Origin of the sequence: Pseudomonas sp. NPDC089554, from assembly GCF_050280645.1 — a bacterium.
Taxonomy (GTDB): domain Bacteria; phylum Pseudomonadota; class Gammaproteobacteria; order Pseudomonadales; family Pseudomonadaceae; genus Aquipseudomonas.
In genome coordinates, this window is sequence record NZ_JBNNVR010000117.1 from 1 (window position 1) to 13,241 (window position 13,241).

Below are 13,241 nucleotides of genomic sequence, written 5' to 3' on the forward strand. Positions count from 1 at the left end.
GAGTTCTTGAGGTCGGCCTGGCCGGTGTCGAACAGCACATCACCCAAGGTCATCACCAGGCCACGGTCAGTCTGCTCGGAGGCCAGGGCCCATCTCGTTGGTGATCAGCACGATGGTCAGCTTCAGCTCGCGGTTGATCTCGGCCAGCAGTTGCAGCACCGAGGCGGTGGTCTGTGGGTCGAGGGCGCTGGTGGCCTCGTCGCACAGCAGGATTTTCGGGCGAGTCGACAGCGCCCGAGCGATGCCCACGCGCTGCTTCTGGCCGCCGGACAGCTGCGCCGGGTATTTTTTCGCGTGGTCCGACAGGCCGACACGGGCCAGCAGCTCGGCGACGCGCTTGTCGATCTCGCTGCGCGACAGCTCGCCGGCCAGGGTCAGCGGCAGGGCGACGTTGTCGGCGACGGTCTTGGAGGCCAGCAGGTTGAAGTGCTGGAAGATCATCCCGACCTGCTGGCGGAAGCGCCGCAGCTGGTTGGCGTCGAACGCGGTGACGTCTTCGCCGTCGACGATGATCTTGCCGCCGCTTGGGGCCTCAAGGCGGTTGATCAGGCGCAGCAAGGTGCTCTTGCCTGCGCCGGAATGGCCGATCAGGCCGAACACCTGGCCATTGTCGATGGTCAGGTTGGTCGGGTTGAGGGCCGGAATATCCCTACCGGCGACGCGGTAGGTCTTGTGGACATCTTGGAACTCGATCACTGAGCGAACCTTGTGGGGCGCATGGAAGTTGGGTCAGCGGTTAGCCGGGCGCGCATTTTAGCCTTTTCCCATAGTTGTTCTTAGCATTTATTTCGTAATCGACCATTCAACTCGGCATAACGCGACAACCGGTAAACCGGATTGAACGCCCGCGACGGGCGCCCAGTCACTACAGGAACAAGCCCTGGAAAGGGCAGCCTGAAGCAGATTGAGGAGAGCCGAGCATGCCCACCAAGAAGACCAAGCCCGAGCAACCCCTACCGGTCGCGGGCCTTGAGACCCCCGACAAGGCCAATATCAACGCCAAGCTGCAAAGCCTGGAGGCGTTTCGCAGCGATGCCACCGGCCAAGCGCTGCGTACCAACCAGGGGGTGAAGGTCGCCGACAACCAGAACTCGCTCAAGGCCGGCGCGCGTGGGCCTTCGCTGCTCGAAGACTTCATCATGCGCGAGAAGATCACCCACTTCGACCATGAGCGCATTCCGGAACGTATCGTCCATGCCCGGGGTACCGGCGCCCATGGTTATTTCCAGAGCTACGGCGACCATGCCGAGCTGACCAAGGCCGGTTTCCTGCGAGACCCGGAGAAGATCACCCCGGTGTTCGTGCGCTTTTCCACTGTGCAGGGCCCGCGCGGCTCGGGCGACACAGTGCGCGATGTGCGCGGCTTCGCGGTGAAGTTCTACACCGACGAAGGCAACTTCGACCTGGTGGGCAACAACATGCCGGTGTTCTTCATCCAGGACGCGATCAAGTTTCCCGACTTCGTGCACGCGGTGAAGCCCGAGGCGCACAACGAAATGCCCACCGGCGGCTCGGCCCACGACACCTTCTGGGACTTCGTCTCGCTGGTGCCGGAGTCGGCGCACATGGTCATGTGGGCGATGTCTGACCGCGCCATTCCCCGCAGCCTACGCATGATGGAAGGCTTTGGCGTGCACACCTTCCGACTGATCAACGCCAAGGGTGTGGCCAGCTTCGTCAAGTTCCACTGGAAGCCGCGCGAGGGCGTGCATTCGGTGCTGTGGGACGAAGCCCAGAAACAGGCCGGCAAAGACGCAGACTTCCACCGCCGCGACCTGTGGGAAGCGATCGAGACCGGCGATTACCCGGAATGGGAGCTGGGCGTACAGATCGTGCCAGAGGCTGACGAGCACAAGTTCGACTTCGACCTGCTCGACCCCACCAAGCTCATTCCCGAAGAGCTGGTGCCAGTGACGCCGCTGGGCAAGATGGTGCTCAACCGCAACCCCGACAACTTCTTCGCCGAGACCGAGCAGGTGGCGTTCTGCCCTGGGCATATCGTGCCGGGTATCGACTTCACCAACGACCCGCTGCTGCAAGGCCGGCTGTTCTCCTACACCGACACGCAGATCAGCCGCCTCGGTGGGCCGAACTTCCACGAAATTCCGATCAACCGGCCGGTTGCGCCCAACCACAGCAGCCAGCGTGATGCCATGCATCGCATGACCATCGACAAGGGGCGCGCGGCGTACGAGCCCAATTCCATCGATGGCGGCTGGCCGCGAGAAACCCCGCCAGCGGCAGAGGATGGCGGCTTCGAGAGCTATCAGGAGCGCGTGGATGCGCACAAGATCCGCCAGCGCAGCGACTCGTTCGGCGACCACTTCTCCCAGGCGCGGTTGTTCTTCCAGAGCATGAGCGCCACCGAGCAGCAGCACATCATCAAGGCCTACAGCTTCGAGTTGGGCAAGGTGGAGCGCGAGGCGATCCGGGTGCGGGAGGTGAATGAGATTTTGGCCAATATCGACCTGAAGCTCGCGGCGGCAGTGGCGCAGAACCTCGGGCTGCCGGCGCCAAAGGCCGGGACGGTCAAGGTCAAGGGCGCGAAACCTGCCAAATCCAAGGCGCTGAGCCAGATGAACCTGGGCGGCAGCGTCGGCATCAAGGGGCGCAAGGTGGCGCTGCTGGTGGCTGATGGCGTTGATGGCGCCAGTGTTGACCGCCTGGTGAAGGCCTTCGAGGCGCAGGCTGCGCGGGTGTTGCTGCTGGGGCCGAGCAGCGCGCCGGTGAAGACTGCCGAGGGCGCTTCGCTGGCAGTGGATGCTTCGATGGAGGGCACGCCGTCGGTGATGATCGATGGGCTGTGGGTGCCGGCTGGCAAGCAAGCGTTGGCGGCGCTGGGCGAGAGCGGTTTGGCCCGGCATTACCTGCTGGAAGCGTACAAGCACCTCAAGCCGATGGGCGTGGCCAAGGAGGGTAAGGCGCTGCTGACTTCGCTGGGCTTGAAGGAAGACAAGGGCTTGCTGCTGGGGGATGACAAGAAGGCCGTGGAGGCGTTTGCGAAGGTGCTGGAACAGCACCGGGTGTGGGAGCGGGAGGCGGCGGCCGAGGCGATTCCGGCTTAGGCGGCTACGCAATACCCTGTAGGAGCGGGCTTGCCCGCGAAGCAGGCACCGCGGTGTATGGCACCGGCTTTGCCGGTGTTCGCGGCGGTTCGGCGCCCCGACAAGCCCGCTCCTACAGGGTCATCGTTAGCCTTGGGAATTGTCAGCGTTGGTGCGGCACCAGCACCACCTGCGCCGGCAGTTTGCGCTGAATCTCATGCTTCTGTTTCAACTCGAAGCCGCTGTCGAGCTTGTGCACGCGCTTGGCCAGCAGTGTCTTGAGCCACGGCGCATCGTCAGTACGTGGCACCTGGAACACCACCTCGCACTGGTACGCCACCACGTCGGCAGCAATGTCGTCCAACTGGCGGCGCAGCGCGTGGCTGTCGGTGGTCTTCAGGGCGATCACGGTGCTCGGGGCGGTGGGGTCGATCACCCGGGCAACCGGCTTGGCTTCGGCGGCCTTGAGCGCGGCCTCGGCTTTTTCCAGCTCCGCACGCCGACGCGCCTGAGCCACGGCATCGCCGCCGACCAGTGCAGGTGCCTGGGGCATCAGCGCCCGGGCGCGGGCCAAGGCGGTGGCGGCAGCGTTGACATCACCCTTCTGCAAGGTGACCTGGCTGCGTTGCAAGTAGGCCTCGGCCAACTGTCGCTGGTACTGCTCCAGGCGTGCATCACCGGGCGATTGGGTTTGCAGATTGGCGAGCTGGTCTTCGGCGGTGGCCAGTTCGTTGCTGGCGATGCTTTGCTGCAACTGCTGCCACGGATCGGGCTGGGCAGGCGCGACCGGCTGCTCGACCGGGGCGCTGGAACACGCGGCCAGGAACAGGGAAAGCATGGCAACAAGCAGATAACGGGAGGCGAACGGCTTCATTCCTGCGACTCTCTATTTGCGCAAAAAGCGAGCAAGTCTACACCCAGGTACACAGGCTCGAAAACAAGTCTTACAGACCCTTTACGGGCGCAAAGGTTGCAGGGCACGGTGGCGCGCGCCCCGCTATTTCAACGTTTCGGCAATGCCAGGCTCAGCAAGAATAGCACCGCCGCACAGACCACGATCGATGGCCCGGCCGGGGTGTCCTTGAACCACGACAGGGCCAGGCCGCCGCACACCGCGAGCACGCCCAGCACGCTGGCGCCCAGGGCCATCTGCTCGGGAGAGCGGGCGTGGCGCTGCGCGGTGGCGGCCGGGATGATCAGCAGCGAGGTGATCAACAGTACCCCGACGATCTTCATGGCCACGGCGATGACCACCGCAATCAGCAGCATCAGGGCCAGGCGCAGGCTCGCCACGGGCAGGCCTTCGACGGTGGCCAGCTCCTCGTGCACGGTCACTGCCAGCAGCGGTCGCCACAGTGCGGCGAGCAACAGCAGCACCAGCACGCTGCCGCCGAGAATCCAGGCCAGGTCCGTGGGGCTGATGGCCAGCAGGTCGCCGAACAGGTAGGCCATGAGGTCGATGCGCACGTCGTGCATGAAGCTCAGCGCCACCAGGCCCAGGGACAGGGTGCTGGGCGCGAGGATGCCGAGCAGGGTGTCGGAGGCCAGCGGTTGGCGCTGTTGTAGCGTTACCAGCAAGATCGCCAGCAGCAGGCAGCCGACCGTCACGGCGATGGTGGGGCTGACATCCAGCACAAAGCCCAGGGCGACCCCGAGCAGCGCGGCGTGAGACAGCGTATCGCCGAAATAGGCCATGCGCCGCCACACCACGAAAGAACCCAGGGGGCCGGCGACTACAGCCAAGGAAAGACCCGCAAGCAGGGCATAGAGAAGAAAATCAGCCATGCTTGCAGTGCTCTCCATGGACATGCGCGCCGGGTGCGACCACCGAGCCGTGCAGGTCGTGGCTGTGATCGTGGTGATGGTGGTAGATGGCCAGGCTCGGCGCGTTCTGGCCGAACAGCTCGACGAACGCCGGGTCGCCGCTGACCTGCTCCGGGTGGCCCGAGCAGCACACATGGCGGTTCAGGCAGACCACTTGGTCGGTGGTGCTCATTACCAGGTGCAGGTCGTGGGACACCATCAGTACGCCGCAGCCATGGCGGTCGCGCAGGCGGGTGATCAGCCCGTACAGCTCGGCCTGGCCGGCCACGTCGACGCCTTGCACCGGCTCGTCCAGCACCAGCAGCTCAGGCTCGCGCAGCAGCGCCCGGGCCAGCAGCACGCGCTGCATCTCGCCGCCGGAAATGGTCTGGATGGGGCTGTCGATCACCTGCTCGGCGCCCACTTCTTGCAATGCCGACAGCGCAGCGGCGCGGTCGACCCCCGGCACCAGGCGCAGGAAGCGCAGTACCGACAGCGGCAGGGTGGCGTCGACCTGGATCTTCTGCGGCATGTAGCCAATGCGCAGGCGCGGCTTGCGCCACACCGTGCCGCGGTGCGGCTTGAGCAGGCCGAGCACGGCGCGCACCAGGGTGGTCTTGCCGGCGCCATTGGGGCCGATCAGGGTGACGATCTGGCGTGGTGCTACCGACAGCGCGATGTTGTCGAGCACCGCTTCGCCAGCAAAGGTGACGCCGACCTGCTCCAGGCGGATCAGCGCATCGCTCATGCAGCGCTCCGGCAGTTGCCGCACAGGCCGACCACTTCCACGGTTTGGGTTTCGACGTTGAAGCCCACGGCCTTGGCGCTGCTGACGATGGCATCGCTGATGCTGTCCTGCTCCAGCTCGATGGCCACGTGGCAGTGGCGGCAGATCAGGAACTGGCCCTGGTGCTTGTGCTCGGGGTGGCTGCAACCGATGAAGGCGTTGAGCGAGGCGATGCGGTGCACCAGGCCGTTTTCGAGGAGAAAATCCAGTGCGCGGTACACCGTGGGGGGGGCGGCGCGGCGGCCGTCCTGCTCGCTGAGCACGGCGAGGATGTCGTAGGCACCCAGCGGCTTGTGGCTTTGCCACACCAGTTCCAGCACCCGGCGGCGCAGGGCGGTCAGGCGCAGCCCTTGGCGGGCGCACAGGGCATCGGCTTCGGCCAGGGCGCTGTGGACACAATGGGAGTGATCGTGGGGACGGTGAGCCAGCGGCGTGATGGACATGGGCGGCGACGGTTTTGGATGGAGACGTTATTATGTTACCCGGTTCTGCCTAGTCGAGTATCCACCGTGTCCCGTTTACTTGTGGTTTTTGTCGCATTTTTCGCTTTCTCGGCCCAGGCCGACGTCCGCGTGCTCACCAGCATCAAGCCGTTGCAGCAGATCGCCGCCGCCGTGCAGGACGGCCTCGGCAGCCCCGATGTGCTGCTGCCGCCGGGTGCTTCACCGCATAACTATGCGCTGCGTCCCTCCGACGTACGGCGGGTGGCCGGTGCCGACCTGCTGTACTGGATCGGCCCGGACATGGAGAGCTTCCTGCCGCGCGTGCTGGGCAGCCGCAGCAAGCCGACGGTGGCGGTGCAGTCGCTGGCAGGCATGAAGCTGCGGCATTTCGGCGAGGACAGCCACTCCCACGACGAAGGCCATGACGACCACGACACAGGCCACGATGACCACGATCACGACCACCGCCCCGGCTCGCTGGATGCGCACTTGTGGCTGTCGTCGGTGAACGCGCGGGTGATCGCGACGAAGATGGCGGCGGACCTGGCGGCGGCGGACCCGGCCAATGCCGCGCGCTACCAGAGCAATCTGAAAGGCTTCGTCGAGCGCCTGGACAGCCTGGATGCGCGTATCAAGGCCCGCGTGGCAGGTATTTCAGGCAAGTCGTACTTCGTGTTCCACGAGGCGTTCGATTACTTCGAGGCCGAGTATGGGCTGCGTCACGCCGGCGTGTTCAGCGTGGCGGCAGAGGTACAGCCGGGGGCGCAGCATGTGGCGGCGATGCGCAAGCGCTTGCAGGAGGCCGGGCCAACCTGCGTGTTCAGCGAGCCACCGCTGCGCCCGCGCCTGGCCGAGACCTTGACGGCGGGGTTGCCGGTGAAGCTGGCGGAGCTGGATGGCCTGGGCGGCACGGACCCGGTGGATGGCAAGGGTTACGAGCGCTTGCTGGAGAAGCTGGGCAGTGACCTGGCGGGGTGTCTGGAGCAAATCTAGCGCCTGCTCTGGCCTACTCGCGGGCTTGCCGGGGCGCCGAACTGCCGCGAAGAGGCCGCCGCGTTACAGCGCGAACGGCAACTTCAGCGCCACCTGCTGGCGCTGCGCCAACCTCACTTCGAACTCGCTCGGGTCATGGATCATCACGTCCATCCCGGCGAACGCCTGCGCCGCGATCAGCCGCGACAGCCAGAACCGCACGCAACCCACCCGCAACATCACCTGCCAAAGCTCGGCTTCCGCCGCCGTGAACGGCCGCAACGCCGCGTAAGCCCCCAGCAGCGCCTGGGCGCGTGGCAGGTCGATGCCGCCGTGTTCGTTCAGGCACCAGTCGTTCACGGTGATGGCGATGTCATACAGCATCGGCCCGGAGCACGCGTTGTAGAAGTCGATCAGGCCGGTCAGGTGGGTGCCTTCGAACATCACGTTGTCGCGGAACAGGTCGGCATGCAGGTTGGCCCGTGGCAGGGCGAGGATCTGCGCCTTGTGCGCGGCAATCTCGTCCAGTGCCGGCTGCAGCAACTGCACCTGCGCGGCATCCAGGCCCGCCAGCAATTCGGCACCCGATTCCAGCATCCAGTCCAGGCCGCGGTCGGTGCGGCGCTCGATGATGCGCTCGCGGGTAGCCAGGTGGATGTGCGCCAGCAGCTCGCCCACCTGGGCACAGTGCTGGTTGTTCGGCGCCTTGACGTGCTTGCCCGACAGGCGCGGCTGCAACAGCGCCGGCTTGCCGCACAGCTCGCGCAGGCCGCGGCCTTCGCGGTCGCGCACGGCATAAGGCACGGGCATGTCGGCCTCGTGCAGCACATCGAGCAGCTCGATGAAGAACGGCATGTCCTCGGCCGGGCCGCGCTCGATCAGGGTCAGGACGAACTCACCTTTCTCCAGGCTGACGAAGAAGTTGCTGTTCTCGGTGCCGGCGGCGATGCCTTGGAAGTCGAGCAGGCGGCCCAGCTCGTAAGGCGCCAGAAAGGTTTCCAGCTCAGGCCGGGACACAGGGGTGAAGACTGACATGTTGAAAAGTTGCCCATGCGGGCACTTCCGCCGGGAAGTGCCAGTTGATAAGAACGATACGCGTTACAAGCTTACCATTCGAAGATCTTCCAGGACGGAATCAGCATGTCCGGCTGGTCGGAACGAATGAAATTGCCATCGGAGCCATCGGCGCGTACCAGGAAATAAGGCTTGCCGCTTTTCGGCGTGATCTTGATCGCATACAGGAAACCGTTTTGACGGTACTCCTGGATGGTTCTGTCGCCTTCCGTGCGAATGGTTACCTCGGGATCGGCCGAGGGCGCGTCTTCCGCCGCCAGGGTAACGACCGGCATGGTTGCCAACAGGCCCAGCAGTAACAGGCGAATGGGTGTACGCATGATAACCTTGTCCCTTTGTCGTCAATGAGTCTGGCTATTCTAGCGCCGGACCCGCCGAAAAGGTTGATTCTGCTCATGAGCCAAGCGCCTCTCGTCCTGGTGGACGGTTCGTCCTATCTCTACCGCGCCTTCCATGCGCTGCCGCCGCTTACCACCTCCAAAGGCATGCCCACCGGCGCGGTCAAGGGCGTGCTGAACATGCTCAAGAGCCTGCGCAAGCAGTATCCGGACAGCCTCTTCGCGGTGGTCTTCGACGCCAAGGGCGGTACGTTCCGCGATGCCATGTTCGCCGAGTACAAGGCCAACCGCCCGAGCATGCCCGACGACCTGCGCGTGCAGGTCGAGCCGCTGCACGCCAGCGTCAAGGCTCTGGGCTACCCGCTGCTGTGCGTGGAGGGGGTCGAGGCGGACGATGTGATCGGCACCTTGGCGCGCAGTAGCGCTGCCGCTGGCCGCCCGGTCATCATTTCGACCGGCGACAAGGATATGGCCCAGCTGGTGGACGGCCATGTCACCCTGGTCAACACCATGACCGGCAGCGTGCTGGACGTTGCCGGCGTGCACGAGAAATTCGGCGTTGGCCCCGAGCACATCATCGATTTCCTCGCCCTGATGGGCGACAAGGTCGATAACATTCCCGGTGTGCCGGGCGTCGGCGAGAAGACCGCGGTAGGCCTGCTGACCGGTATCGGCGGCGGTCTGCGCGATTTGTACGAGAACCTCGACAAGGTTCCAGGCCTGGCCATCCGTGGCGCCAAGACCCTGCCGGCCAAGCTCGAGGAGCATCGTGACGCGGCGTTCCTGTCCTATGAGCTGGCGACCATCAAGGTCGACGTCGAGCTGGACATCACCGTCGATGCCCTGGTGTGCGGCGAGCCGGACCACGAGGCCTTGCTGGCGCTGTACACCGAAATGGAGTTCAAGAGCTGGATCGCCGATGTGCAGCGTGATGCCGCCCGCGAGGGCGAGGCCGTTGCACCTGTGGCCGAGGCGCCGCAAGCGCACAAAGAAGCCCAGTACGAAACCCTCCTCGACCAGGCCAGCTTCGACGCCTGGGTCGAGAAACTGCGCCAGGCGCCGCTGTTCGCCTTCGACACCGAAACCACCGGCCTCGATGCCCAGAAGGCCCAGTTGGTCGGCCTGTCGTTCGCCGTCGAGCCGTTCGAAGCGGCTTACGTGCCGCTGGCCCACGACTACGAAGGCGCCCCGCAGCAGCTGGACCGCGACGCTGTGCTGCTGGCGCTCAAGCCGCTGCTGGAAGACCCGGCCAAGGCCAAGGTCGGGCAGAACGCCAAGTACGACATCAATATCCTCGCCAACTGCGCGCAGCCCATCCTGATGCGCGGCGTGGCCTACGACACCATGCTCGAATCCTACGTGCTGGATTCCACCGCCACCCGCCACGACATGGACAGCCTGGCGCAGAAGTACCTCGACCACACCACCATCGCCTTCGAAGATATCGCTGGCAAAGGCGCCAAGCAGCTGACCTTCAACCAGATCCACCTGGACAAGGCCGGCCCCTACGCCGCCGAAGACGCCGACATCACCCTGCGCCTGCACCACGCCTTGCAGGAGCGCCTGGCCAAGACGCCCAGCGTGCAGCCGGTGCTGATGGACATCGAAATGCCGCTGGTGCCAGTGCTGGCGAAGATCGAGCGCCAGGGCGCGCTGGTCGATGCCGACCTGCTGCGCGTACAGAGCGGCGAACTGGGCGTGAAGATGGCCGAGCTGGAGCGCAAGGCCTTCGAGCTGGCCGGCGAGGAATTCAACCTCGGCTCGCCCAAGCAACTGGGTGTGATCCTGTACGACAAGCTGGGCATGCCGGTGTTGAGCAAGACCGCCAAGGGCCAGGCCTCCACCGCCGAAGCGGTGCTCGCCGACCTGGCCGCCGAAGGCTACCCACTGCCCACGGTGCTGATGGAATACCGCAGCCTGAGCAAGCTCAAGAGCACCTACACCGACAAGCTGCCCGACCAGATCAACCCGCGCACCGGGCGTATCCACACCTCATACCAGCAGGCTGTGGCAGCCACTGGGCGGCTGTCGTCCAGCGACCCGAACCTGCAGAACATCCCGATCCGCACCGCCGAAGGCCGGCGCATCCGCCAGGCTTTCGTCGCCAGCCCCGGCTACAAGCTGCTGGCGGCAGACTATTCGCAGATCGAGCTGCGCATCATGGCCCACCTGGCCAAGGACGAAGGCCTGCTGCATGCGTTTCGCAACGACCTGGACGTGCACCGCGCCACCGCCGCCGAGGTGTTCAACGTCGACCTGGCAGAGGTCACCGGCGACCAGCGCCGCAGCGCCAAGGCCATCAACTTCGGGCTGATCTACGGCATGAGCGCCTTCGGCCTGGCCAAGCAGATCGGTGTCGACCGCAAGCAGTCGCAGGACTACATCGACCGCTACTTCGCCCGCTACCCAGGCGTGCTGGCCTACATGGAGCGCACCCGCGCCCAGGCTGCCGAGCAAGGCTTCGTGGAAACGCTGTTTGGCCGACGCCTGTACCTGCCGGACATCAACGCCAAGAACCCGGCCCTGCGCAAGGGCGCCGAGCGCACGGCGATCAACGCACCGATGCAAGGCACTGCGGCCGACATCATCAAGCGCGCCATGGTGGCGGTGGACAGCTGGCTTACCGACAGTGGCCTGGATGCGCGGGTGATCCTGCAAGTACACGACGAACTGGTGCTGGAAGTGCGCGAAGACCTGGTAGACCAGGTGAAAGATGAAATTCGCCAGCATATGAGCAATGCCGCGCAACTGGATGTGCCGCTGCTGGTAGAAGCAGGTGTTGGTTCGAATTGGGATGAAGCTCACTAAACGCGTAGGCGAAGTCGCGTAGCATCTGGCATGCAGTGACGTGGATCGGTAACGGCTATATGCCATTAGTTCCGAAGTTTCATGAAACTATCGCAAATAGTTTTCAGCACTTCGGAACTAAAGCGGTGAAGCGGAACTCAGAGTAACTGAATGGCTGGTGAAGCCTTTCGATGCTCCTATGTTGTGTTAAGTGTTGGCAGATACCTGAGCCCCGCCCTAGCGGCTCAGACTTGGACCCCGAACTTCCCCCTCCCCATATGAAGTCCGGGGTTTTTTTTGCCTGCGATTCGGCGTTTCGTGGCCCGGGCAAGCCGCTACTGCTCGAATCGAATCGGGCACGACTCGGCCCCTTCCAGCTTCTGCAACTCCTCTATTACCTGCGGCCGTGCACGCTGCAAGGTCAAGCTGCCGCCCGCGCGCATCAACCGCCGCGCCTCGCGGTGCAGCATATCCACGCCTGAATAGTCGATGAAGTTCACCTGCCGTGCGTCGATCACCACATTCGGCCCCTCACAGCGCTGTAGGCGTACTTGCAGGTAATGCGCAGCGCCAAAGAAGATCGAGCCCCCTACCCGCAACAGGTCGACCTGCCCTTCGCGGCTGTGCTGCACCCGGGGGCGCGAGGTGCGCTTGAGGTAGAAGAACAGCGACGCGAGCACCCCGGCATAGATTGCCGTCTGCAACTCCAACAGCAAGGTGGCGGCAGCCGTCAGCGCCATGACCAGGAACTCCGCACGGCTGACCCGGAACAGCGCGCGAATGCCGCGATGGTCCACCAGCCCCCAGCAAATCAGCAGGATGCTGCCGGCCATCGCCGGGATCGGCAGGTGCGCGATCAACCCGGCGCCCGCCACCGCGAACGCCGCCACCCACAGCGCCGAGAACACCCCGGCCATGGGCGAGCGAGCGCCTGCGTCGAGGCTCAGGCCGGAGCGGGTGAACGAGCCTGCCGACAGGTAGCCGGAGAACCACGCGCCGGTCAGGTTGGAAAGGCCTTGGCCGCGAATTTCCTGGTCGGCGTCGATCAACTGTTCCGAGCGCGCCGACAGCGAGCGGGCGATCGACAGGCTGGTGACCAGGCCGAGCATGCCCACTGCTACAGCGCTGGGCAGCAGGCGCAGGATCAGCTCCAGGTCGAGCAACGGCAGCGGGCTCAAGGGCGGTAATTGGCCTGTGAACCCCGGCACGCGCGGGACGTGGGCGAAGTAGCCGGGCAGTAGCCACGCGGCCAGCGACACCAGCAGCAGGCTTATCAACAGGCTGGGCCAGCGTGGGCGCAGCAGCTTGATGACGATGCCAATGGCCAGGGTCGCCAGGCCCAGGGCCAGGGAGGGCAGGTCAACCTCGCCCACGTGACTGAACAGCTCCTGGGCGGTTTTCAGCGCCGTGGCCTGGCTGGGCAGGTCCATGCCCAGCAGGTTCGGCAGTTGCCCCAGGGCGATCACCACCGCCGCGCCGAGGGTGAAGCCCAGCACCACCGAGTGGGAAACGAAGTTGACCAGCGCACCGAAGCGCAGCAGCCCCAGCAGCAGCTGGAAGGCGCCGGCGAGGAAGGTGAGCAGCAGCACTAGGGTGATGTAGTCCTGGCTGCCGGTCACGGCCAGCGGGCTGACGCTGGCGTAGAGGACGATGGAAATGGCAGCTGTCGGGCCGCAGATCAGGTGCCAGGAGGAACCCCACAGGCAGGCCACCAGCACTGGCACGATGGCAGCGTATAGGCCGTACTCGGCAGGCAGGCCGGCGATCAGGGCATAGGCGATGGATTGTGGCAGCGCCAGGACCGCACCGCTCAGGCCCACCAGCAGGTCCTGGCGCAGGCTGCGGCGTGATTGCCGGGGAAGCCAGGCTAGGAACGGGAGCAGGTGGGTCATGGAATATTCCTGAGGTTACTGGCCCCTGTAGGAGCGGGCTTGCCCGCGAAGAAAACACCGCGGAGCATGGCACCGGCGTTGCCGGTGTTCGCGGGCAAGCC

Annotated in this window: 10 protein-coding genes and 2 pseudogenes; 3 read left to right on the top strand and 9 right to left on the bottom strand. The window is 65.0% G+C overall.

Annotated elements, in window-relative coordinates:
* Positions 1–89: pseudogene (locus tag ACQKPE_RS23690) on the bottom strand (OmpA family protein); the annotation flags it as partial.
* Between the two features lies 1 nt (position 90).
* Positions 91–696, bottom strand: a pseudogene (locus ACQKPE_RS23695) (ATP-binding cassette domain-containing protein); the annotation flags it as partial.
* A gap of 224 nt (positions 697–920) precedes the next feature.
* Here ACQKPE_RS23695 and katE point away from each other — a divergent pair.
* Complete coding sequence (katE, locus tag ACQKPE_RS23700) at positions 921–3,065, top strand: catalase HPII (RefSeq protein ID WP_427669113.1); 2,145 nt, start codon at positions 921–923, stop codon at positions 3,063–3,065.
* A 142-nt stretch (positions 3,066–3,207) separates the two neighbouring features.
* Here katE and ACQKPE_RS23705 read toward each other — a convergent pair whose 3' ends face one another.
* From ACQKPE_RS23705 to zur, 4 genes are all read right to left on the bottom strand, one after another.
* Positions 3,208–3,918 (bottom strand): PA5502 family lipoprotein, encoded by a 711-nt coding sequence (locus tag ACQKPE_RS23705; RefSeq protein ID WP_427669114.1) that lies wholly within the window; start codon positions 3,916–3,918, stop codon positions 3,208–3,210.
* A 128-nt stretch (positions 3,919–4,046) separates the two neighbouring features.
* Positions 4,047–4,829: a zinc ABC transporter permease subunit ZnuB gene (znuB, locus tag ACQKPE_RS23710; RefSeq protein WP_427669115.1), complete on the bottom strand. Its 783-nt coding sequence runs from the start codon at positions 4,827–4,829 to the stop codon at positions 4,047–4,049.
* Entirely contained in the window at positions 4,822–5,595 is a 774-nt protein-coding gene (gene znuC / locus ACQKPE_RS23715) for a zinc ABC transporter ATP-binding protein ZnuC (RefSeq protein ID WP_427669116.1), read from the bottom strand. The genes znuB and znuC overlap by 8 nt, the downstream gene beginning before the upstream one ends.
* Positions 5,592–6,077, bottom strand: a complete 486-nt coding sequence (zur, locus tag ACQKPE_RS23720; protein WP_427669117.1) for a zinc uptake transcriptional repressor Zur — start codon at positions 6,075–6,077, stop codon at positions 5,592–5,594. Before zur ends, znuC begins: the two co-directional genes overlap by 4 nt.
* Before the next feature lie 18 nt (positions 6,078–6,095).
* Between zur and ACQKPE_RS23725 the strand changes: the two genes are divergently transcribed.
* Positions 6,096–7,070 (top strand): zinc ABC transporter substrate-binding protein, encoded by a 975-nt coding sequence (locus ACQKPE_RS23725; protein ID WP_427669118.1) that lies wholly within the window; start codon positions 6,096–6,098, stop codon positions 7,068–7,070.
* Between the two features lie 63 nt (positions 7,071–7,133).
* On the opposite strand, the gene ACQKPE_RS23730 is transcribed toward ACQKPE_RS23725, so the two are convergent.
* Positions 7,134–8,084: a homoserine kinase gene (locus tag ACQKPE_RS23730; protein ID WP_427669119.1), complete on the bottom strand. Its 951-nt coding sequence runs from the start codon at positions 8,082–8,084 to the stop codon at positions 7,134–7,136.
* 71 nt (positions 8,085–8,155) lie between these two features.
* Positions 8,156–8,443 carry a DUF2782 domain-containing protein gene (locus tag ACQKPE_RS23735; protein ID WP_427669120.1) on the bottom strand — a complete coding sequence of 96 codons (288 nt, stop codon included), beginning with the start codon at positions 8,441–8,443 and terminating at the stop codon, positions 8,156–8,158.
* A gap of 75 nt (positions 8,444–8,518) precedes the next feature.
* Between ACQKPE_RS23735 and polA the strand changes: the two genes are divergently transcribed.
* Positions 8,519–11,269: a DNA polymerase I gene (gene polA / locus ACQKPE_RS23740; RefSeq protein WP_427669121.1), complete on the top strand. Its 2,751-nt coding sequence runs from the start codon at positions 8,519–8,521 to the stop codon at positions 11,267–11,269.
* Positions 11,270–11,583: 314 nt separating this feature from the next.
* On the opposite strand, the gene ACQKPE_RS23745 is transcribed toward polA, so the two are convergent.
* Entirely contained in the window at positions 11,584–13,140 is a 1,557-nt protein-coding gene (locus ACQKPE_RS23745; RefSeq protein WP_427669122.1) for a SulP family inorganic anion transporter, read from the bottom strand.
* Positions 13,141–13,241: the final 101 nt, after the last annotated feature.

Coding starts and splice junctions, on each gene's coding strand:
- katE (WP_427669113.1), top strand. CDS start 921: ATGCCCACCAAGAAGACCAAGCCCGAGCAACCCCTACCGGTCGCGGGC.
- ACQKPE_RS23705 (WP_427669114.1), bottom strand. CDS start 3,918: ATGAAGCCGTTCGCCTCCCGTTATCTGCTTGTTGCCATGCTTTCCCTG.
- znuB (WP_427669115.1), bottom strand. CDS start 4,829: ATGGCTGATTTTCTTCTCTATGCCCTGCTTGCGGGTCTTTCCTTGGCT.
- znuC (WP_427669116.1), bottom strand. CDS start 5,595: ATGAGCGATGCGCTGATCCGCCTGGAGCAGGTCGGCGTCACCTTTGCT.
- zur (WP_427669117.1), bottom strand. CDS start 6,077: ATGTCCATCACGCCGCTGGCTCACCGTCCCCACGATCACTCCCATTGT.
- ACQKPE_RS23725 (WP_427669118.1), top strand. CDS start 6,096: ATGGAGACGTTATTATGTTACCCGGTTCTGCCTAGTCGAGTATCCACC.
- ACQKPE_RS23730 (WP_427669119.1), bottom strand. CDS start 8,084: ATGTCAGTCTTCACCCCTGTGTCCCGGCCTGAGCTGGAAACCTTTCTG.
- ACQKPE_RS23735 (WP_427669120.1), bottom strand. CDS start 8,443: ATGCGTACACCCATTCGCCTGTTACTGCTGGGCCTGTTGGCAACCATG.
- polA (WP_427669121.1), top strand. CDS start 8,519: ATGAGCCAAGCGCCTCTCGTCCTGGTGGACGGTTCGTCCTATCTCTAC.
- ACQKPE_RS23745 (WP_427669122.1), bottom strand. CDS start 13,140: ATGACCCACCTGCTCCCGTTCCTAGCCTGGCTTCCCCGGCAATCACGC.